17 protein-coding genes and 1 riboswitch are annotated in these 22091 nt (G+C 56.2%); of the genes, 10 read left to right on the top strand and 7 right to left on the bottom strand.

Going from position 1 to position 22091, the window contains the following annotated elements; translation table 11 throughout:
* Positions 1 to 244: 244 nt before the first annotated feature.
* Together metF and katG are read left to right on the top strand one after the other, a co-directional pair.
* Entirely contained in the window at positions 245 to 1135 is an 891-nt protein-coding gene (gene metF, locus ACOTX2_RS21170) for a methylenetetrahydrofolate reductase (RefSeq protein ID WP_063148351.1), read from the top strand.
* A gap of 144 nt (positions 1136 to 1279) precedes the next feature.
* Positions 1280 to 3460, top strand: a complete 2181-nt coding sequence (katG, locus tag ACOTX2_RS21165) for a catalase/peroxidase HPI (protein WP_063148352.1) — start codon at positions 1280 to 1282, stop codon at positions 3458 to 3460.
* Between the two features lie 91 nt (positions 3461 to 3551).
* Here katG and gldA read toward each other — a convergent pair whose 3' ends face one another.
* From gldA to argE, 5 genes are all read right to left on the bottom strand, one after another.
* A complete protein-coding gene (gene gldA / locus ACOTX2_RS21160; protein WP_023298894.1) occupies positions 3552 to 4655 on the bottom strand; it encodes a bifunctional L-1,2-propanediol dehydrogenase/glycerol dehydrogenase in 1104 nt (367 codons plus the stop codon).
* Positions 4656 to 4667: 12 nt separating this feature from the next.
* Positions 4668 to 5330, bottom strand: a complete 663-nt coding sequence (gene fsa, locus ACOTX2_RS21155) for a fructose-6-phosphate aldolase (RefSeq protein WP_058646047.1) — start codon at positions 5328 to 5330, stop codon at positions 4668 to 4670.
* 128 nt (positions 5331 to 5458) lie between these two features.
* Positions 5459 to 6223, bottom strand: coding sequence for a helix-turn-helix transcriptional regulator (locus ACOTX2_RS21150; RefSeq protein WP_023298892.1), 765 nt, complete (start codon positions 6221 to 6223; stop codon positions 5459 to 5461).
* A 102-nt stretch (positions 6224 to 6325) separates the two neighbouring features.
* On the bottom strand, positions 6326 to 8977 hold the full coding sequence (gene ppc / locus ACOTX2_RS21145) for a phosphoenolpyruvate carboxylase (protein WP_022649787.1): 2652 nt from the start codon (positions 8975 to 8977) through the stop codon (positions 6326 to 6328).
* Positions 8978 to 9251: 274 nt separating this feature from the next.
* A complete protein-coding gene (gene argE, locus ACOTX2_RS21140) occupies positions 9252 to 10403 on the bottom strand; it encodes an acetylornithine deacetylase (protein ID WP_063148353.1) in 1152 nt (383 codons plus the stop codon).
* 88 nt (positions 10404 to 10491) lie between these two features.
* Here argE and argC point away from each other — a divergent pair, with 88 nt between their 5' ends.
* The 4 genes from argC to oxyR all read left to right on the top strand — a co-directional run bounded on the left by argC (position 10492) and on the right by oxyR (position 14981).
* Positions 10492 to 11496: an N-acetyl-gamma-glutamyl-phosphate reductase gene (gene argC, locus ACOTX2_RS21135; RefSeq protein ID WP_023298889.1), complete on the top strand. Its 1005-nt coding sequence runs from the start codon at positions 10492 to 10494 to the stop codon at positions 11494 to 11496.
* 6 nt (positions 11497 to 11502) lie between these two features.
* Positions 11503 to 12279, top strand: coding sequence for an acetylglutamate kinase (argB, locus tag ACOTX2_RS21130; RefSeq protein ID WP_094948456.1), 777 nt, complete (start codon positions 11503 to 11505; stop codon positions 12277 to 12279).
* A 105-nt stretch (positions 12280 to 12384) separates the two neighbouring features.
* Positions 12385 to 13758, top strand: a complete 1374-nt coding sequence (argH, locus tag ACOTX2_RS21125; protein WP_023307180.1) for an argininosuccinate lyase — start codon at positions 12385 to 12387, stop codon at positions 13756 to 13758.
* A 305-nt stretch (positions 13759 to 14063) separates the two neighbouring features.
* Positions 14064 to 14981, top strand: a complete 918-nt coding sequence (oxyR, locus tag ACOTX2_RS21120) for a DNA-binding transcriptional regulator OxyR (RefSeq protein ID WP_022649783.1) — start codon at positions 14064 to 14066, stop codon at positions 14979 to 14981.
* Here the strand turns inward: oxyR and sthA are convergent.
* Complete coding sequence (gene sthA, locus ACOTX2_RS21115; protein WP_003862057.1) at positions 14964 to 16364, bottom strand: Si-specific NAD(P)(+) transhydrogenase; 1401 nt, start codon at positions 16362 to 16364, stop codon at positions 14964 to 14966. The two genes, oxyR and sthA, sit on opposite strands and share 18 nt — an antisense overlap.
* Before the next feature lie 196 nt (positions 16365 to 16560).
* Between sthA and fabR the strand changes: the two genes are divergently transcribed.
* Together fabR and ACOTX2_RS21105 are read left to right on the top strand one after the other, a co-directional pair.
* Positions 16561 to 17199, top strand: a complete 639-nt coding sequence (gene fabR, locus ACOTX2_RS21110; protein ID WP_003862059.1) for an HTH-type transcriptional repressor FabR — start codon at positions 16561 to 16563, stop codon at positions 17197 to 17199.
* Between the two features lie 9 nt (positions 17200 to 17208).
* Positions 17209 to 17568, top strand: coding sequence for a YijD family membrane protein (locus ACOTX2_RS21105; protein ID WP_017383113.1), 360 nt, complete (start codon positions 17209 to 17211; stop codon positions 17566 to 17568).
* Positions 17569 to 17658: 90 nt separating this feature from the next.
* On the opposite strand, the gene trmA is transcribed toward ACOTX2_RS21105, so the two are convergent.
* Entirely contained in the window at positions 17659 to 18759 is a 1101-nt protein-coding gene (gene trmA, locus ACOTX2_RS21100; protein WP_058677361.1) for a tRNA (uridine(54)-C5)-methyltransferase TrmA, read from the bottom strand.
* A gap of 104 nt (positions 18760 to 18863) precedes the next feature.
* Positions 18864 to 19039: riboswitch (cobalamin riboswitch) on the top strand.
* Between the two features lie 66 nt (positions 19040 to 19105).
* On the opposite strand from trmA, the gene btuB reads away from it, so the two are divergent.
* Together btuB and murI are read left to right on the top strand one after the other, a co-directional pair.
* On the top strand, positions 19106 to 20953 hold the full coding sequence (btuB, locus tag ACOTX2_RS21095) for a TonB-dependent vitamin B12 receptor BtuB (RefSeq protein ID WP_023330102.1): 1848 nt from the start codon (positions 19106 to 19108) through the stop codon (positions 20951 to 20953).
* Positions 20898 to 21749 carry a glutamate racemase gene (gene murI / locus ACOTX2_RS21090; protein ID WP_023298885.1) on the top strand — a complete coding sequence of 284 codons (852 nt, stop codon included), beginning with the start codon at positions 20898 to 20900 and terminating at the stop codon, positions 21747 to 21749. The genes btuB and murI overlap by 56 nt, the downstream gene beginning before the upstream one ends.
* The last annotated feature ends 342 nt before the right edge of the window (positions 21750 to 22091 follow it).

Below are 22091 nucleotides of genomic sequence, written 5' to 3'. Positions count from 1 at the left end.
AGGGGAGAGGGGACTGCTCGGTGCGGTCTTTCCCCCCTCGCCCCTTTGGGGAGAGGGCTGGGGTGAGGGGCCTTCTCACCCCCATCATGAACGCCCTTCATCTTCCCTGAACAAACCTCACCGTTAATGTTGATTATTTCTGTTGACGTCATCCCGCTTTTCCGTCATTTTTACATCTGGACGTCTAAACGTATAGAAGTTCACAACACAACAAACAATGACACGCGAAAGATAGAGGTAAGGTATGAGCTTTTTTCACGCCAACCAGCGGGAAGCCCTGAATCAGAGCCTGGCCGAAGTGAACGGCCAGATTAACGTCTCTTTTGAATTTTTCCCGCCGCGCACCAGTGAAATGGAGCAAACCCTGTGGAGCTCTATCGATCGCCTGAGCAGCCTGAAGCCGAAGTTCGTCTCCGTAACCTACGGCGCCAACTCCGGTGAGCGTGACCGCACGCACAGCATCATTAAGGGCATTAAAGACAGAACCGGTCTGGAAGCGGCACCGCACCTCACCTGTATCGACGCCACCCCTGATGAACTGCGCGCGATTGCTCAGGACTACTGGAACAACGGCATTCGTTATATCGTTGCCCTGCGCGGCGACCTGCCGCCGGGGAGCGGTAAGCCGGACATGTACGCCACCGATCTGGTTGCCCTGCTGAAAGACGTTGCTGACTTTGATATTTCCGTTGCCGCTTACCCGGAAGTTCACCCGGAAGCGAAAAGCGCCCAGGCGGATCTGCTTAACCTGAAGCGTAAGGTGGACGCAGGTGCAAATCGCGCCATTACTCAGTTCTTCTTTGATGTGGAAAGCTATTTACGCTTTCGCGACCGCTGCGTCTCGGCGGGTATTGATGTCGAAATCATCCCTGGCATTCTGCCGGTCTCGAACTTCAAACAGGCGAAGAAATTCGCGGATATGACCAACGTGCGCATTCCGCTGTGGATGTCCAAAATGTACGAAGGTTTGGACGATGACCCGGAAACACGCAAGCTGGTGGGGGCCAATATCGCGATGGATATGGTGAAGATTTTAAGCCGTGAAGGGGTGAAGGATTTCCACTTCTATACGCTTAACCGCGCGGAGATGAGTTACGCCATTTGCCATACGCTGGGTGTCCGCCCGGCGTTATAAAGTAAAAAACCCTCATAAAGTGAGGGATTTTTACTCGAACAGAAAGTTAAAAGGTATTAGCTATCGAATCTGTGGATTAATTCAACTATCTCTTATCGCTAGTGGTGTATATCGTAACGGTAACACTGTAAAGGGAGCATAGCGATGAGCATGTCAGACGAGACTAATAACGCGGCATCCGCCGGCAAATGTCCGTTCCACCAGGGCGGCGTCGATCACAGCGCGGGTGCAGGTACCGGCAGCAAAGAGTGGTGGCCTAAACAACTCCGCATCGATTTACTTAATCAACACTCCAGCCGTTCAAACCCGCTGGGTGAAGACTTCGACTACCGCAAAGAATTCAGTAAGCTCGACTATTCCGCCCTAAAGGGCGATCTCAAAGCACTGTTAACCGACTCACAACCGTGGTGGCCTGCCGACTGGGGCAGCTATGCGGGCCTGTTTATCCGTATGGCCTGGCACGGTGCGGGTACCTATCGCTCCGTTGATGGTCGCGGCGGTGCCGGTCGCGGTCAGCAGCGTTTTGCGCCGCTGAACTCCTGGCCTGACAACGTCAGCCTGGATAAGGCTCGCCGTCTGCTGTGGCCAATTAAGCAAAAATACGGACAAAAAATCTCCTGGGCCGACCTGTTTATCCTCGCGGGTAACGTGGCGCTGGAGAACTCCGGCTTCCGCACCTTTGGTTTCGGTGCCGGGCGTGAAGACGTCTGGGAACCGGATCTGGACGTGAACTGGGGCGATGAAAAAGCCTGGCTGACTCACCGTGACCCGGAAGCGCTGGCGAAGCGCCCGCTGGCCGCCACAGAAATGGGCCTGATTTACGTTAACCCGGAAGGGCCAAACGCCAGTGGTGAACCGCTGTCTGCGGCGGCGGCGATCCGCGCTACCTTTGGCAACATGGGCATGAATGACGAAGAGACCGTTGCGCTTATTGCAGGCGGCCATACGCTCGGTAAAACGCACGGTGCAGGCGAAGCCACGCACGTGGGCACTGACCCTGAAGCGTCGCCTATTGAAGCGCAGGGCCTGGGCTGGGCCAGCACGCACGGCACCGGTATTGGCGCTGACGCCATCACCTCCGGGCTGGAAGTTATCTGGTCTCAAACCCCAACCCAGTGGAGCAACTATTTCTTCGAGAACCTGTTCAAATACGAATGGGTGCAGACGCGTAGCCCGGCGGGCGCAATTCAGTTTGAAGCCGTGGATGCGCCGGAAATTATGCCTGACCCGTTCGACCCGTCGAAAAAACGCAAGCCAACCATGCTGGTCACCGACCTGACGCTGCGTTTTGATCCGGAATTCGAGAAAATTTCCCATCGTTTCCTGAACGATCCGCAGGCCTTCAACGAAGCCTTTGCGCGCGCGTGGTTCAAGCTGACCCACCGCGATATGGGGCCAAAAGCGCGGTACATCGGCCCGGAAGTACCGAAAGAAGATCTGATTTGGCAGGATCCGCTGCCTCAGCCGGTGTTCCATCCGACGCAGGAAGATATTGAAAGCCTGAAAGCGGAAATCGCGGCCTCTGGTCTCTCCGTGAGCGAGCTGGTTTCCGTGGCCTGGGCGTCGGCATCGACCTTCCGCGGCGGCGACAAGCGTGGCGGCGCTAACGGCGCGCGTCTGGCGCTGGCACCTCAGCGCGACTGGGACGTTAACGCCGCGGCGGTGCGGGCATTACCGGCTCTGGAAGCGATCCAGCGCACCACCAACAAAGCGTCACTGGCCGATATCATTGTGCTGGCGGGTGTCGTGGGCGTTGAGCAGGCGGCGAAAGCGGCAGGCGTTTACGTCAACGTACCGTTCACTCCAGGTCGTGTGGATGCGCGTCAGGATCAGACGGATATCGAGATGTTTAACCTGCTCGAACCGATTGCCGACGGTTTCCGTAACTATCGCGCACAGGTGGATGTGTCCACCACGGAGTCGCTGCTGATCGACAAAGCCCAGCAGTTGACCCTGACCGCGCCGGAACTGACGGTATTGATCGGCGGTTTGCGCGTGCTGGGTGCAAACTTCGATGGCAGCAAGAATGGCGTGTTTACTAACCGCGAGGGCGTGCTGAGCAACGACTTCTTCGTCAATCTGCTGGATATGAACACCCAGTGGAAAGCGACCGACGACTCAAACGAGCTGTTTGCCGGTAGCGATCGCGCCAGCGGGGAAGTGAAATATACCGCCACCCGCGCCGATCTGGTCTTCGGTTCCAACGCTGTCCTCCGCGCGCTGGCCGAAGTTTACGCCAGCAGCGATGCACAAGAGAAGTTCATCCGCGACTTCGTTGCCGCATGGGCGCGAGTGATGGATTTGGATCGGTTTGACGTGAAGTAACCCTTGTGCCGGGTGGCGGCTACGCCTTACCCGGCCTACAAATTAAAGTGCCATGTAGGCCGGGTAAGCGCAGCGCCACCCGGCTTTTCTATTACTCCCACTCCTGCAAGAATCGCTGTCCATACTGGTCCGCCACCAGCAGCGCCGCATAGACCTGATCCGGCGTTACGCCGCCAGGCATGTTGTGAATGGTTTCCCCTTCGGCACAGGACGCCTCCGCGATCAGCCGCATTTTAGCCGGAATATCCTCTTTGATATTCAGCTGCGCCAGCGTAATTGGCAGCCCGACGCTATGGCACAGCGCCGCAACGGTTTCGATTTCTTCTACCGGCGCGTTCTCCAGTACCAGTTGCGTCAGCGTACCAAATGCCACTTTTTCACCGTGGTAGAAATGGTGCGCATCCGGCACCGCCGTCATGCCATTGTGAATGGCGTGTGCCGCCGCCAGCCCGCCACTTTCAAAGCCCACGCCGCTCAGATAGGTGTTGGCTTCAATAATGCGTTCCAGAGCAGGCGTCACCACGTGTTGTTCCGCCGCCAGCATCGCTTTCTCGCCCTCTTCAACCAGCGTGTTGTAGCACAGCTCAGCCAGCGCTAACGCTGCTTGCGTGCACTTGCCACCCGCCATGGTCGTGGCGCCGCTGCGCGAACAGGCGCGCGCTTCAAACCAGGTTGCCAGGGCATCGCCAATCCCGGCGGCCAGCAGGCGCGCAGGTGCGCCCGCCACCACCCTGGTATCGACAATCACCATGTTCGGGTTGTGCGGCAGCATCAGGTAGCGATCGAACTCGCCGCTGTCGGTATAAATCACGGAAAGGGCACTGCACGGCGCATCGGTGGAGGCAATGGTCGGGGCAATAGCCACCGGCACGTCCATAAAGTGCGCCAGCGCTTTGGCGGTATCCAGCGTTTTTCCGCCCCCGATACCCAGCACCGCCAGGCAGTCGGTACTGTCGGCCAGTTTTTTCAGGCGATCGATTTCATTTTGCGAACATTCGCCGCCAAACGGTGCAATTTCGGCATGGAGTCCGGCTTTTTTAAAACTCTGACGCAGGGTTTCTTCGGCAAAACCCAGCACAAATTTATCGCCTACCACCAGCCAGCGAGCCGCCAGCGGCTTCAGGTAGTCGCCGAGACGAGTGAGAACATCAGCGCCCTGGATGTACTTCCCCGGCGATTGAATGATACGGTCCATAACATTTCTCCCTTAGAGGTTGAGGTTACCAAACGCGTTTTTCCAGTCCTGCTCGAACTTCTCTATGGCTGACTCTACCGCTGGCGTGCCGAGCATTTGTTGCGCTACGTCTAAGGGAAGCGTGATTGCCTCACATCCTGCCAACAGGCAATCCAGCGCCTGGCGCGGCGTTTTAAAGCTGGCAGCCAGCACCATGCTCTCTGGCGCATGCTGTTCCAGCAGGGATTGCAGTTCCTGTACCGTGCGAATGCCGTCACCGCCCTGCGCATCGACGCGGTTTACATACGGTGCGACATATTTCGCTCCTGCCAGCGCGGCCAGTAACCCCTGAGCGGCGCTGTAAACGGCGGTTCCCAGCGTGGTAATTCCCTCTTTCTTCAGCGCTTTAATCGCGATGAGCCCCTGTGCAGTGACGGGAATTTTTACCACGATGTCCGGCAGGGCATTGTTCAGCCGTTTTGCTTCCGCCACCATTCCTTCGGCGTCGCGGCTCATGGTTTGGGCAAACAGCCTGCCCTCCGGGCCGATAGCATGCTGCAGGCGCGGCAACACCTCCCAGACAGATTCGCCGCTGGCGGCTACGATGCTTGGGTTGGTGGTCACGCCCGCAATGGGAAAAATGCGCGCCAGGCGTTCAACTTCTGCCACGTTGGCGGTATCCAGGTACAGTTCCATTATTTTTCCTTAAGTCAGAAAGGTTGAATAAAGGATACGGCGCACCCAGTCGCGGCGAATACAGGTCAATTTTGCCAAATACTGGATAAATGTAATGTCCCTGGCGAAGTGAGAGAGCGATCACAATGCTACTTTTTGGCGATCAGCTGGCTGTGATACTGGCGTCGATATTCGGAAGGGGAACGTTCAGTGTGCTTGCGAAAGAGACGGCAAAAGTAGTTACTGTCCGTAAATCCGCAGCTTGCAGCGATATCTTTGATTTTGAACTCGTAGCCTTTAAGAAGCTGACGCGCGTGCTCGAGGCGTGTTTGCGTAAGATATTCGTTGAACCCCACGCTGCCTGTTTTTTGAAAAAGATGAGAAAGGTAGTTCGGTGAAATATAAAACGCCTGCGCCACCGATTCACGGGTCAGTGCAGAGGCGTGATGTTCTTCGATGTAGTGACGAATCGCTTCAAATAATGCACGGCTGCGGCTGGCGGTATGGATATCGCTGCCCAGCAGATCGCGACAGTGGCTGAGCAAACTTAATACCACCAGTCTGGCCGTTTCCCGATCGTCTGGCTGCATTTGCAATTCAGCGAGCGTCTGCAAAAGGAATGCGCCCACTCGCGGCCCGCGTCTGGCAACCTGTTGCTGTTGCAAAAGCGTGTTGTCGCGCTCGAGCTGAAGAGTCAGTTGTTGCTTGCCGAAGCTGATGTTGAGCGAAAAGGCGGGTTGAAGCGGAATATTACCGGATGAAAAAAATAACGCTTCGCAGGCCGTATCAAAGCTAAGCACGAGGCAAGGTGACGTTCGGGGGAGCGGTTTAGCCGAAGGGGGGAAATGCACCTGACGCAGCGGCAAGGTGCCGTTGATCAGGTCATTCAGGATGTGGGGGATATCGTGGTGCATGGTGTGGATACCAGGGTATTGCCCGGCGACGCTGGCGCTTGCCGGGCCTACGAAAAGCCTATTGTAGGCCGGGTAAGCGTAAGCGCCACCCGGCAAAACCGATCAACCGGTGTTACGCATCCCCGCCGCAACGCCCGCAATCGTCACCATCAGCGCCTGTTCAACGCGCGGATCCGGCTCTTTACCTTCCTCTTCCGCCAGACGCGAACGGTGCAGCAGTTCAGCCTGTAAAACGTTCAGCGGGTCGGTGTAGATGTTACGCAGTTGGATAGACTCGGCAATCCACGGCAGGTCTTCCATCAGGTGGGAGTCGTTAGCGATATCCAGCACCACTTTGATGTCGCCTTCCAGCAGCTCGCGTAGCTCTTTACCCAGCGCCCACAGCTCGGGTTTCACCAGACGCTGATCGTAGTATTCCGCCAGCCACAGGTCGGCTTTCGAGAAGACCATCTCCAGCATGCCCAGACGGGTAGAGAAGAATGGCCAGTCGCGGCACATGGTTTCCAGTTCGCTCTGCTTACCGTCTTCCACCACTTTTTGCAGCGCCGCACCGGCACCCAGCCAGGCTGGCAGCATCAGACGGTTTTGCGTCCAGGCAAAGATCCACGGAATGGCGCGCAGGGATTCAACGCCGCCAGTAGGACGACGCTTGGCCGGGCGCGAGCCGAGCGGCAGTTTACCCAGCTCCTGCTCAGGCGTGGCTGAGCGGAAGTAAGGCACAAAGTCTTTGTTTTCACGCACGTAGCCGCGATACAGATCGCAGGAGATGTCAGACAGCTCGTCCATAATCCGGCACCAGGATTCTTTTGGCTCCGGCGGCGGCAGCAGGTTGGCTTCCAGGATCGCACTGGTATAGAGCGACAGGCTGCTGATGGTCACTTCCGGCAGGCCGTACTTGAAGCGGATCATCTCGCCCTGCTCGGTCACGCGCAGTCCGCCTTTCAGGCTTCCTGGTGGTTGGGAGAGCAGCGCCGCGTGTGCAGGCGCACCGCCACGACCAATTGAACCGCCGCGTCCGTGGAACAGGGTCAGTTCAATACCGGCTTTTTCGCAGGTTTTAATTAGCGCATCCTGCGCCTGATACTGCGCCCAGGAGGCTGCCATCACGCCCGCATCTTTCGCGGAGTCGGAATAGCCAATCATCACCATCTGCTTGCCCTGAATAAAGCCGCGATACCAGTCGATGTTCAGCAACTGGGTCATCACGTCGTTGGCGTTGTTCAGGTCGTCGAGAGTCTCAAACAGCGGTGCTACCGGCAGAGCGTAGTCGATGCCCGCTTCTTTCAGCAGAAGGTGAACGCCCAGCACGTCGGACGGGGTCTTCGCCATGGAGATCACATAGGCGGCCACCGATCCTTTCGGCGCATCCACGATCGCTTTACAGGTGTTGAGCACTTCGCGGGTGTCATTGCTTGGCTCCCAATTGCGCGGCAGCAGCGGGCGCTTGGAGTTCAGCTCGCGGATCAGGAACGCCTGTTTGTCGGCTTCGGACCAGCTTTCATAGTCGCCAATGCCGAGATAGCGGGTCAGCTCGCCCAGCGCTTCGGTATGACGGGTGCTTTCCTGACGGACGTCGATACGCACCAGCGGCACGCCGAAACACTTCACGCGGCGCAGGGTGTCGAGCAGCTCGCCATTGGCAATGATGCCCATCCCGCAGGCCTGAAGCGATTTATAACAGGCGTACAGAGGTTCCCAGAGCTGTTCGTTCTGGCTCAGCAGACCTTCCGGCTTCGGCAGGCGCTGGCCTTTCAGGCGCGCTTCCAGCCAGGCCTGCGTGGCCATCAGCTGACCGCGCAGTTTTTTCATCAGGAAACGGTACGGCTCACTGGCACCTTCTTCACCGGCCAGCGCGCGCAGTTCCGGCGTCGCTTCTACCATCGACAGCTCGGAGATCAGCACCTGAATATCTTTCAGGAACAGGTCGGTTGCTTTCCAGCGGCTCAACAACAGGACGTGACGGGTGATTTCCGCCGTCACGTTCGGGTTGCCGTCGCGGTCGCCGCCCATCCAGGAAGTGAAGCGAACCGGCACAAAGTCGACCGGCAGGCGATAGCCCAGATTTTCTTCCAGCTGTTCGTTCAGCTCGCGCAGGTAGTTTGGCACCCCTTCCCACAGGCTGTTTTCCACCACCGCAAAGCCCCATTTGGCTTCGTCGACCGGGCTTGGGCGATGCTTACGAATTTCATCGGTGTGCCAGGACTGAGCAATCAGCTGGCGCAGGCGGCGCATAAGCTGGTTACGTTCGTAGTCGGCAATGTCTTTGTTATCCAACTGCTTCAGACAGTTGTTCACTTCCACCATTTTGTGGATCAGCGTACGACGTGTGATTTCGGTTGGGTGTGCGGTCAGCACCAGCTCCAGCGAAAGGGATTCCACCGCTTTTTTGATGGTCGCTTCGTTGAGGTTGGGCTGGTCTTTGAGTTTACGAAGGGTGCGGGCAATGACTTCCGGGTTGCTGGCCGCTTCGCCTTTTGGCGAAATGCTGTGGTATTGCTCAGCGGTGTTTGCCAGGTTCAGAAACTGGCTGAAGGCGCGGGCAACGGGCAGTAGCTCATCATTAGAGAGGTTCTGCAAGGTGGTGAGCAGCTCCTGACGATTGGCCTCGTTACCGGCGCGGGAAGATTTGGACAGCTTGCGGATGGTTTCAACACGGTCGAGGATGTTCTCCCCCAACGCATCTTTGATGGTATCTCCAAGCACTTTGCCGAGCATACTGACATTACTACGCAACGCGGAATATTGTTCGTTCATAAAAACCCAGTCACCCCATCATTTTTGTTTATGCCCAGGCGAAAATTTTCTGGACATTATTTTGTCATCTCCCTTTATAAAGCCACGTAAAACCCCCGTCGTCAATTGCTGCGAAAACGGTTCAGCAGATGAATAAATGCGGGCAATTTACGAAATTTAATTCGTATTGCGTCAGATAAGAGATGCTTATGGGAATGTGACGGAGATCGCGGGATTTACTCCCCTCACCCTAACCCTCTCCCCTTTGGGGAGAGGGCAGGGTGAGGGGGCCGTTTTAATGCCAGCAGAAGTGATGCACAACCTGGGTAATGAGTTCGCGGGTGGGCTTGATGAAGCGGGTTTCGAGATATTCGTCCGGCTGGTGGGCCTGGTTGATGGAGCCAGGGCCCAGAACCAGCGTCGGGCACAGGGTCTGAATAAACGGCGCTTCGGTACAGTAGTTCACCACGTCGGTTTTCTCTCCGAGCAGTTTTTCCACCACCTGAACCAGCTGGTGGTCAGGCGGGCATTCGTAGCCTGGAATCGGCGGATGCAGTTCGGAGACCGTCAGACGTCCCGGCCAGCGCTCGCTGACCGGTGCCAGCGCTTCGTTCAGTAAGCCATCCAGATCGCTCAGCGTCATGCCCGGCAGAGGACGGATATCCATATGCAGTTCGCAGCAGGCGCAGATACGGTTGGACGCATCACCGCCGTGCAGGCTGCCGAGGTTCAGCGTCGGATACGGCACGGTGAACGCCTCGTAGTGATAGCGCTCTTTCAGATCGTCGCGCAGGGTCATGATGCGGCCAATCGCGTCATGCATCAGCTCAATGGCGTTCACGCCGCGCGCCGGATCGCTGGAGTGACCAGACTGGCCCAGCACGCGCACTGCGGTAGAAATATGGCCTTTGTGCGCCCGAATCGGTTGCAGAGAGGTAGGTTCACCGATGATCGCGCAGTCCGGGCGAATCGATGTGTTTTCAGAGAAATACCGTGCGCCCGCCATGCTGGTCTCTTCATCGGCGGTCGCCAGAATGTAGAGCGGCTTTTTCAGCGTTGTCACGTCCACGTCACGCAGCGCGTCGAGGATAAAAGCAAAGAAGCCTTTCATGTCCGCCGTGCCGAGACCGTAGAGCTTGTTGTCGTGCTCTGTCAGGGTGAACGGATCGCGGGTCCAGCGGCCATCGTCAAACGGCACGGTGTCAGTGTGACCAGCCAGCAGCAGGCCGCCAGCGCCATGTCCGGTGCTGGCGAGCAGGTTAAATTTGTAACGTGTTCCGGGGACGGGCTGAACCTCAACGTTAAACCCAAGATCGCTAAACCAACCCGCCAGCAGATTGATTAAAGTCTCATTGCTCTGATCCAGCGCTTCTTCCGTTGCGCTGATGGACGGTGTGGCAATCAGGGCGCGGTAAATCTCGATAAATGGCGGTAAGTTCATTTTCATTGTTGACACACCTTAGGTCGTGATAGTATCAATATTCATGCAATAAATGTGAATAAAAATACATTAACGTTGAGCATAAAGGAACCCGATGTTGAATACGCTGATTGTAGGCGCTAGCGGTTATGCGGGCGCAGAGCTTGTAAGCTACGTGAATCGCCACCCACATATGACCATAACCGCTTTGACCGTGTCAGCGCAAAGCAATGATGCCGGAAAGTTAATTTCCGATTTGCATCCACAACTTAAGGGCGTGGTTGATTTGCCTTTGCAGGCTATGTCTGACATCAGCGAGTTTACCGACGGCGTTGACGTGGTGTTTTTAGCCACCGCACACGAGGTCAGTCACGACCTGGCGCCGCAGTTTCTGGCAGCCGGTTGCGTGGTCTTCGATCTCTCCGGCGCGTTTCGCGTTAACGACAGCGCGTTCTACGAAAAATATTACGGCTTCACCCATCAGCACCCGGATCTGCTCGAAAAAGCGGTGTACGGCCTGGCGGAGTGGAGCGCAGATAAACTGAAAGAAGCGAATCTGATTGCCGTGCCTGGCTGTTACCCGACGGCGGCGCAGCTCTCCCTTAAGCCGCTGATCGACGCGGGTCTGCTGGATCTTGACCAGTGGCCGGTGATCAACGCCACCAGCGGCGTGAGCGGCGCCGGGCGCAAGGCCGCGATCTCCAACAGCTTCTGCGAAGTGAGCCTTCAGCCGTATGGCGTGTTTAATCACCGTCATCACCCTGAAATCACCACCCATCTGGGCGCGGAGGTGATCTTCACCCCGCACCTCGGTAGCTTCCCGCGCGGGATCCTTGAAACCATTACCTGTCGCCTGAAGCCGGGCGTGACCAAAGACCAGGTGAGCGAAGTCTTCACGCAGGCGTATGCGGATAAACCACTGGTGCGTCTGTATGACAAAGGCGTACCAGCGCTGAAAAACGTGGTCGGCCTGCCGTTCTGCGACATCGGCTTTGCCGTGCAGGGCGAGCACCTGATTGTGGTCGCCGCGGAAGATAACTTACTCAAAGGCGCTGCCGCACAGGCAATGCAGTGTGCAAATATTCGTTTCGGCTTCCCTGAAACGCAGGCTCTTATTTAAGGTGTGATGATGAACCCATTAATTATCAAACTCGGTGGTGTACTGCTGGACAGCGAAGAAGCGCTGGAGCGCCTGTTTACCGCGCTGGTGAACTATCGTGAATCACATCAACGTCCGCTGGTGATTGTCCACGGCGGCGGCTGTGTGGTGGACGAGCTGATGAAAGGGCTCAACCTGCCGGTGATTAAGAAAAATGGCCTGCGCGTCACGCCTGCCGACCAGATTGACATTATTACTGGTGCGCTGGCGGGGACGGCGAACAAAACGCTGCTGGCGTGGGCGAAGAAGCACCACATCGCGTCCGTTGGTCTCTGTCTGGGCGATGGCGATAGCGTGAAAGTGACCCAGCTCGACGAAGCGCTTGGCCATGTTGGACTGGCGCAGCCAGGTTCGCCTAAGCTGATTAACACCCTGCTGGAAGGTGGTTTTCTGCCGGTGGTGAGCTCAATCGGCGTGACCGAAGAGGGCGAGCTGATGAACGTCAATGCGGACCAGGCGGCAACCGCGCTGGCTGCTACGCTGGGCGCAGACCTGATCCTGCTCTCCGACGTGAGCGGCATTCTGGACGGCAAAGGCCAGCGCATTGCGGAAATGACCGCCGCAAAAGCCGAACAGCTGATCGATCAGGGCATTATCACCGACGGCATGATCGTTAAGGTGAACGCGGCGCTGGATGCCGCGCGCACGCTGGGTCGTCCGGTGGATATCGCCTCCTGGCGTCACGCGGAGCAACTCCCGGCGCTGTTTAACGGTACGCCGATTGGTACGCGTATTCTGGCTTAAGATTCTGTGCCGGATGGCGCTTCGCTTATCCGGCCTACGTGAATTTTGTAGGCCCGGTAAGCGCAGCGCCACCGGGCAAAAATATCATCATTAAGGAAATTCGTTATGGCACTTTGGGGTGGGCGTTTTACACAGGCAGCGGATCAGCGGTTCAAACAGTTCAACGACTCTTTGCGCTTCGACTACCGCCTGGCCGAACAGGATATTGTCGGCTCTGTGGCCTGGTCCAAAGCGCTGGTGACCGTGGGCGTGCTGACCGCAGAGGAACAGCAGCAGCTGGAAGAGGCGCTGAATAATCTGCTGGAAGAGGTGCGTCTGGATCCGCAGCAAATCCTCCAGAGCGATGCCGAAGATATTCACAGTTGGGTGGAAGGCAAACTTATCGACAAAGTCGGCCAGCTGGGTAAAAAGCTCCATACCGGGCGTAGCCGTAATGACCAGGTGGCGACCGACCTGAAGCTGTGGTGTAAAGAGACCGTCGGCGAACTGCTGGCGGCGAATCGTCAGCTGCAGAGCGCGCTGGTGGACACTGCGCAGAACAATCAGGATGCGGTGATGCCGGGTTATACCCACCTGCAACGCGCACAGCCGGTGACCTTTGCGCACTGGTGTCTGGCCTACGTTGAGATGCTGGCGCGTGATGAGAGCCGTTTACAGGATACCTTAACGCGTCTGGACGTCAGCCCGCTGGGCAGCGGCGCGCTGGCCGGTACGGCTTATGAAATCGACCGTGAGCAACTGGCAGGCTGGCTGGGCTTTGCTTCCGCCACCCGCAACAGCCTGGACAGCGTCTCTGACCGTGACCACGTGCTGGAGCTGCTGTCGAATGCCTCTATCGGGATGGTGCACCTGTCGCGCTTTGCCGAAGACCTGATCTTCTTTAACTCTGGCGAAGCGGGCTTCGTCGAGCTGTCCGACCGCGTGACGTCCGGCTCCTCCCTGATGCCGCAAAAGAAAAACCCGGATGCGCTGGAGCTGATCCGCGGCAAATGTGGCCGCGTGCAGGGCGCGCTGACCGGCATGATGATGACCCTGAAAGGGCTGCCGCTGGCATACAACAAAGACATGCAGGAAGACAAAGAGGGGCTGTTCGACGCGCTCGACACCTGGCTGGACTGTCTGCATATGGGCGCGCTGGTGCTGGACGGCATTCAGGTGAAACGTCCTCGCTGCCAGGAAGCGGCGCAGCAGGGATATGCTAACTCAACTGAGCTGGCGGACTACCTGGTGGCGAAAGGCGTACCGTTCCGCGAGGCGCACCATATTGTGGGTGAAGCTGTAGTGGAAGCGATTCGTCAGGGTAAAGCCCTTGAAGAGCTGGCGCTTGCCGACCTGCAGAAATTCAGTGCGGTTATTGGGGAGGATGTCTACCCGATTCTGGCCCTGCAATCCTGCCTGGATAAGCGTGCAGCGAAAGGCGGAGTCTCGCCGAAGCAGGTAGCGCAGGCGATTGCGGACGCGAAAAACCGGTTGGTTTGATTTGTGCGGGCTGGTGCCATCACCCCGGCCCTCTTCCACAGGGAGAGGGAGAAAAACGGAGCCTGGCTTAGTGCCGGGCTTTTTTATACGCAAAAAAAAGCGGACCACGGGGTCCGCAAAAGTTCACGTTGGCTTTAGTTTTTCGAGTTTTGAGAGAAACTCGCTGACGGTGCGGGGTCGTTTTGGGTCAAACACGTGCCGCCTCGTCTATGTGATGTATTATTCAACAGAATGCTTGATAGGGATAATCGTTCGTTGCTATGCTATCTATCGCCATGAACTATCGTGGCGACGGAGGATGAATAATGAATATTCGTGATCTTGAATACCTGGTAGCGTTAGCTGAGCATCGCCATTTTCGCCGCGCGGCAGACTCCTGCCACGTCAGCCAGCCAACGCTGAGCGGTCAGATCCGCAAGCTGGAAGATGAGCTGGGCGTGATGCTGCTAGAGCGCACCAGTCGTAAGGTACTGTTCACGCAGGCAGGTCTGCTGCTGGTGGATCAGGCGCGCACCGTACTGCGCGAGGTCAAAGTGCTCAAGGAAATGGCAAGCCAGCAGGGGGAGGCGATGTCCGGCCCGCTGCATATTGGCCTGATCCCAACCGTTGGCCCGTATCTGTTGCCGCAAATCATTCCGCTGCTGCACCAGACGTTCCCGAAACTCGAAATGTACCTGCATGAAGCGCAAACCCATCAGCTGCTGGCGCAGTTAGACAGCGGCAAGCTCGACTGCGCGATCCTGGCGCTGGTCAAAGAGAGTGAAGCGTTTATTGAAGTACCGCTGTTCGATGAGCCGATGATGCTGGCGATCTATGAAGATCACCCGTGGGCGAACCGCGATCGCGTGCCGATGGCCGATCTGGCCGGAGAAAAGCTGCTGATGCTGGAAGACGGCCACTGTCTGCGCGATCAGGCGATGGGCTTCTGCTTCGAAGCGGGTGCAGATGAAGATACCCATTTCCGCGCAACCAGCCTGGAAACGCTGCGTAACATGGTCGCGGCGGGAAGTGGCATTACGCTGCTGCCTGCGCTGGCCGTGCCGCGCGAGCGTAAGCGTGATGGCGTGGTCTATCTGCCGTGTATTAAGCCAGAGCCGCGTCGCACGATCGGCCTGGTTTATCGTCCGGGTTCACCGCTGCGCAGCCGCTATGAGCAGCTGGCAGAGGCCATCCGTGGTGCAATGGATGGCCATTTCGACAACGCGTTAAAACAGGCGGTTTAAGCCGTTCAGCGCAGCTACCCGATAGGCTTCCGCCATGGTCGGGTAGTTAAAGGTGGTGTTAACGAAGTACTCGATGGTGTTGCCACCACCTTTTTGCTCCATGATCGCTTGGCCGATATGAATGATTTCCGCGGCACGTTCACCAAAGCAGTGAATACCGAGGATCTCTTTCGTCTCGCGATGGAACAGGATCTTCAGCGTACCCACGCTCATCCCCACAATTTGTGCGCGCGCCAGGTGTTTAAACTGGGCACGACCCACCTCGTAAGGCACCTTCATGGCCGTCAACTGCTGCTCGGTTTTGCCGACAGAACTGATTTCCGGGATGGTGTAGATGCCCGTCGGGATGTCCTCGATAAGATGCGCCGTCGCTTCACCTTTCACCAGCGCCTGTGCGGCGATGCGACCCTGATCGTAAGCAGCGGAGGCCAGACTTGGGTAACCAATAACGTCGCCGACCGCGTAAACGTGCGGCAGCGCAGTCTGGTACATGCTGTTGACCTTGAGCTGACCGCGGCTGTCGGTTTCAAGCCCGATATTCTCCAGCTGCAATGAATCCGTGTTGCCGGTACGGCCGTTGGCATACAGCAGGCAGTCCGCCTTCAGCTTCTTACCAGATTTCAGGTGCATGATCACACCGTCGTCGCAGCCTTCGATTTTCTCGTACTCTTCGTTGTGGCGAATCACCACGCCACTATTCCAGAAGTGGTAGGAGAGGGAATCTGACATCTCCTGATCGAGGAACGCCAGCAGCCGGTCGCGGGTGTTGATCAAATCAACTTTGACCTCCATTCCCCGGAAAATCGACGCATATTCACAGCCAATCACGCCCGCGCCATAGATGATCACATGGCGTGGCTCGTGGTGCAGGCTGAGGATGGAGTCGCTGTCGTAAATACGTGGATGAGAGAAGTCCACGTCTGCCGGATGATATGGGCGCGATCCGCAGGCAATCACAAATTTTTCAGCGGTGAGCGTCTCAACCGAACCGTCGTGGCACTCCAGCGCCAGGGTGTGTTCATCCACAAAATGCGCGTTACCCTGCAGAATTTCACAGTGGTTGCGCTCATAGAAACCCTGACGCATGCGCGTCTGCTGGTTAATGACCGTGTCTGCGTGATTCAGGATATCGGCAAAAGAAGAACGAAGAAGTCGGGAGTGGTCGCTGTAAAGAGGGTTCTGGTTAAATTCGATAATGCGGCTAACGGCGTGGCGGAGGGCTTTCGAAGGGATGGTGCCCCAGTGGGTGCAACCGCCGCCGACATTATGGTAGCGCTCAATAACCGCTACTCTGGCTCCCTGTTTTACCAGACCCATAGCAGCACCTTCGCCGCCGGGGCCGGAACCAATAACTATTGCGTCGTAATCGTAGGAATGTGGCATGGCAAGGCTTACCTGTTCTTATACATAAAAGCAACAGAATCATAACATCATTGCCTGGGTAACCCAATTATCGTTGTGCTTTTTTCGGGCAGTGGAGCACAAACCGCGCGTAAACAATCATTCACAAAGCCAGGTAAACAGATTAATTTTATTCTCTGGTATAGTGCCAACGGGCCTTTGGAAGGATTCAACTATCGTGATGGGCGTAAGAGCACAACAAAAAGAGAAAACCCGGCGTTCGCTGGTGGAAGCCGCATTCAGTCAACTGAGTGCTGAGCGGAGTTTTGCCAGTTTAAGCCTGCGCGAAGTGGCGCGCGAGGCCGGGATTGCGCCAACGTCCTTCTATCGTCATTTCCGTGATGTGGATGAACTGGGCCTGACCATGGTCGACGAGAGCGGTTTGATGCTGCGCCAGCTTATGCGTCAGGCGCGTCAGCGTATTGCCAAAGGCGGCAGCGTGATCCGCACCTCCGTGTCGACATTTATGGAATTTATCGGCAATAACCCTAACGCGTTTCGCCTTTTGCTGCGCGAGCGCTCTGGCACGTCGGCGGCGTTTCGTGCCGCCGTCGCGCGTGAAATTCAGCATTTCATCGCGGAACTTGCCGACTATCTTGAACTCGAAAACCATATGCCGCGTGCGTTTACTGAAGCACAGGCCGAGGCGATGGTGACCATTGTTTTCAGCGCGGGTGCCGAAGCGCTGGATGTCAGCATTGAGCAACGTAAGCAACTCGAAGAGCGACTGGTATTGCAGCTGCGGATGATTTCTAAAGGTGCGTACTACTGGTATCGCCGTGAACAAGAGAAGTTGGCACATCAAAACGATGAGTGAAGGTGAGTAATGAAACAGTCAGGTCAGGATAAAGGAACGCTGTTGCTGGCATTGATCGCTGGCTTATCCATTAACGGTACGTTTGCGGCGGTTTTCAGCTCAATTGTACCGTTCTCGATTTTCCCGATTATCGCGCTGGTGCTGACGGTGTATTGCCTGCATCAACGTTATCTGAACCGCACCATGCCGGTTGGGTTACCGGGGCTGGCCGCAGCCTGTTTTATTCTGGGTGTATTGTTGTACAGCACCGTGGTGCGTGCAGAGTATCCGGATATCGGTTCTAACTTCCTGCCTGCGGTGCTGTCTGTGGCGCTGGTGTTCTGGATTGGCTCGCGCATGCGTAGCCGCAAGAGCCAGTTACCAGAGTAAAGGGTTTTGTCATTGTAGGCCGGATAAGCGAAGCGCCATCCGGCTTTTTTGGCAGGTGGCGCTTCGCTTACCTGCCCTACAAGGCCCACATTACTTCGCCGTGAGCAGTACGCCGCACTCCATATGGTGCGTATATGGGAACTGATCGAACAGCGCCAGACGTTCAACCTTGTGCGTCTGGCTTAATGTTTCCAGATTCTTGCACAGCGTCTCCGGGTTACAGGAGATGTACAAAATACGCGGGTACGCCTGCACCATCTTCTCGGTTTCGCTGTCCAGGCCACTGCGCGGCGGATCGACAAAAATTGTCTCACACTGGTAGCTCTTCAAATCAATCCCTTGCAGGCGGTTAAACTCACGTACGCCGTTCATCGCCTGGGTAAACTCTTCTGCCGCCATACGAATGATCTGCACATTATCAATATGGTTAGCGGCGATGTTGTACTGCGCGGCGGCCACCGACGGTTTGGCGATTTCCGTCGCCAGCACGCGCTCGAAGTTACGCGCCAGCGCCAGCGAGAAGTTGCCGTTACCGCAGTAGAGCTCCAGCAGATCGCCCGTCGACCCTTCCGTCGCATTCAGCGCCCACTCCAGCATCTGCACGTTCATTGCCGCATTCGGCTGGGTGAAGCTGTTCTCCACCTGACGGTAAACCATCTCTTTTCCTGCCACCGGCAAACGCTCGTCGATGTAATCCTGGTCCAGCATGATTTTGGTTTTGGTCGCGCGGCCAATCAGGTGCACGTTGATGTTCTGCGCGCGCAGCGCATCGCGCAGGGCTACTGCCTGCTCGCGCCACTCGTCGGTCAGCGCTTTGTGATAGAGCAGAGAGACAATGGCCTGATTGCTTTGGGTGGTCAGGTAGTCAATCTGGAACAGCTTGTTGCGCAGCACCGGATTAGTGCGCACACCGTCGATCATCAGCGTCATTAGCTGGTTGATAAGCTCACTCGCCGCCGGGAAACTGTCTACGCGAATCCGGGATTTCGTCTGCTGATCGAAAATGATGTGGTACAGGTCATCGCCATCGTGCCAGATGCGAAACTCAGCGCGCATACGGTAGTGGCTGACCGGAGAGCGAAACACCTCGGGAACGGGCGCGTTGAAAGGCGTCATCATACTTTGCAGGCGGACAACTTTTTCTGCCAGCTGTGCGTCGTACTGTTCTGTCGGGAGGTGTTCGGGGGTCATGATGCGTCCTGAGTGATAAAGAATTACGCGGGGATTGTAGGGATTGTGCAGTGGATGTCCAGATTTAATGGCTAATAGCTATCTGGACATCTATACGTGTCTAATTGTAGCATTCTGTTTCCGGTCTCCTGAGAGTGAAAAGGGAATCCAGTGCAAATCTGGAGCTGACGCGCAGCGGTAAAGACTGGCGGGATGAGAGTTGTAGACACTGTGAAAACGGGAAGTCTTCATCCGTATAACGCCACCCAGCCCGAAGACCTGCCGGGATCACGTCGCATTTGGTTTCATCATCGCGTGCTATCGATGAGGCCTGCGGCATCCTTCTTATATTGTGGATGCTTTAACAATGATTAAAAAAGTATCGCTGTTGACGGCGTTTTCCGTCACGGCATTTTCGGGCTGGGCGCAGGAAAGCGCCGACTCGTTGGTGGTGACAGCAAACCGTTTCGAACAACCTGAAAAATCTGTCCTGGCTGCGACTTCTGTCGTGACGCGGGCCGATATCGACCGCTGGCAATCCACCACTGTTCTGGATGTCATGCGTCGCCTGCCTGGCGTAGATACGGCACAAAATGGCGGGATGGGGCAGCTCTCTTCTCTCTTTATACGCGGTACGAACTCCAGCCATGTCCTGATTCTCGTCGATGGGATCCGCCTTAACCAGGCGGGCGTCACGGGGTCGTCCGATCTCAGCCAGTTTCCGATCTCCCTGGTGCAGCGCATCGAATATCTTCGTGGACCGCGTTCGGCGGTGTACGGCTCGGATGCGATCGGTGGTGTAGTCAACATTATCACTACGCGTGCGAAGGATGGCACAACGCTGAATGCTGGCGTTGGGACACACGGCTTCCAGAATTATGGTGGCAGCACCCAGCAAACATTGGGTGAAAGTACGCGCGTTACGCTGGCGGGGGATTACACCTACACAAAAGGCTTTGACGTCGTTGCTGACGGTAATAACGGCGGCCTTGCCCAGACCGATCGCGACGGCTTTATGAATAAAACGCTCTACGGCGCACTGGAGCATGCTTTCTCTGAGCAATGGAGTGGTTTCGTTCGCGGCTATGGTTACAGCAACCGTACCGCCTATGACGGCTATTACAGTTCATTCACCCCTGATGTGCTGGTTGATACCCGCCAACTCTATAGCCAGACCTGGGATGCCGGATTGCGGTTTAACCGGGATGTTTTCCATTCACAGTTGCTCTCCAGCTACAGTCACAGCAAAGACTACAATTACGATCCGCACCTTGGACGCTATGACTCCACAGCAACCCTGGATGAAATCAAACAGTACAATGTTCAGTGGACCAACTCAGTTGACGTGGGACATGGCAACATCGGCGCGGGCGTTGACTGGCAGAAACAGAGCACCGAGCCGGGTACCAACTACGTAACCAACGCCTATGACCTGCGTAACACTGGCGTCTACCTGACTGGGTTGCAGCAGTTTGGAGATTTCACTCTGGAGGCGGCGGCCCGCAGCGATGACAACTCTCAGTTTGGTCGCCATGGTACCTGGCAAAGTAGCGCAGCCTGGGAGTTCGTTGACGGTTACCGCTTCATAGCCTCTTATGGCACGGCCTATAAAGCGCCGAATCTGGGTCAGCTCTATGGCTTCTACGGCAATACCCATCTTGATCCTGAAGAGAGCAAGCAGTGGGAAGGGGCGTTTGAAGGCCTGACGGCAGGCGTAAGCTGGCGCGTATCCGGCTATCGTAATGACGTTGATAATCTCATCGACTTCAACAATAACCTGCAGCAATATTACAACGTCGGCAAAGCACGCATTAAAGGTGTAGAAGCGACAGCGTCGTTTGATACGGGTCCGTTGACGCATACTGTGGGCTACGACTATGTGGATGCCCGCAATGCGGCAACCAATCAACTTCTGGACCGTCGTGCTAAACAGCAGGTGAAATATCAGCTTGATACGCAGATCTATGATGTTGACTGGAGCCTGACGTATCACTATCTCGGCACGCGCTACGACACCGACTTTGGAACCTATCCGTCAGAGAAAGTTAAAATGGGCGGCGTCAGCCTGTGGGACGTCGCGGTTTCATATCCTGTCACCTCACATCTCACAGTTCGTGGTAAAATAGCCAACCTGTTCGATAAAGATTACGAGACAGTTTATGGCTACCAAACTGCAGGACGGGAATACACCTTGTCTGGCAGCTACACCTTCTGATCCGCGTCCCACCGTGCTGGTGTTTGATTCCGGCGTCGGTGGGCTTTCGGTCTATGATGAGATTCGGCAGCTCCTGCCGGATCTCCATTACATCTACGCCTTCGATAACGTCGCGTTCCCGTATGGGGAAAAGAGTGAAGACTTTATCGTTGAGCGTGTGATTGAAATCGTCACTGCGGTACAAAAGCGCTATCCCCTGGCGCTGGCGGTTATTGCCTGTAATACGGCAAGCACGGTCTCTCTTCCTGCCCTGCGCGAAAAATTCCCGTTCCCGGTTGTGGGCGTTGTCCCGGCAATCAAACCTGCGGCGCGTCTGACGGCGAACGGTATCGTGGGGTTGCTGGCGACACGCGGTACGGTAAAACGTCCTTATACGCGTGAGCTTATTGAGCGCTTTGCCAATGAATGCCAGATCGCCATGCTCGGCTCCGCGGAGCTGGTGGAAATGGCGGAAGCGAAACTGCACGGCGAGACGGTATCGCTTGAAGAGCTGCGTCGCATTCTGCGTCCATGGCTGCGGATGCAGGAACCACCGGATACGGTTGTTCTCGGCTGCACCCATTTCCCGCTATTACAGGAAGAGCTGTTAAAGGTTTTGCCTGAAGGGACCCGGCTGGTGGATTCCGGTGCTGCGATTGCGCGTCGGACGGCCTGGCTACTGGAGCACGAGGCGCCGGATGCGAAATCAGCGGATGCGAACATCGCTTTCTGTATGGCGATAACAAAAGAAACCGAACAACTTTTGCCCGTTTTACGTCGTTATGGCTTCGAAACGCTCGAAAAACTGGCGCTGTAGCACGGTTTTGAGCAAAAAAGAGACGGTTGAACGTTTTTTTTCAAAGAGGGGTTGTCAACGTCTGAGAACTCCCTATAATGCGCCTCCACTGACACGGAACAACGGCTTACAAGCCGCCGGGACAGCGGGGTTCAGAGATGAACGCCAACAGAGAAAAGTGAAAATAATTGCTTGACTCTGAATGAGGAAAACGTAATATACGGGACCTCGCAACGGTGAGCGAAAGCCGCGTTGCACTGCTCTTTAACAATTTATCAGACAATCTGTGTGGGCACTCAAAGTGACATGGATTCTTAATGTCCTCGGACACTAAATGAATACCAAGTCTCAACGAGTGAACAC

The sequence above is a fragment of the Enterobacter cloacae complex sp. IR5412 genome, assembly GCF_049237385.1.
Classification (GTDB): Bacteria; Pseudomonadota; Gammaproteobacteria; order Enterobacterales; family Enterobacteriaceae; genus Enterobacter; species Enterobacter intestinihominis.
The sequence above is the reverse complement of the archived record's forward strand: the minus strand, read 5'-3'. Positions and strand labels throughout refer to the sequence as shown.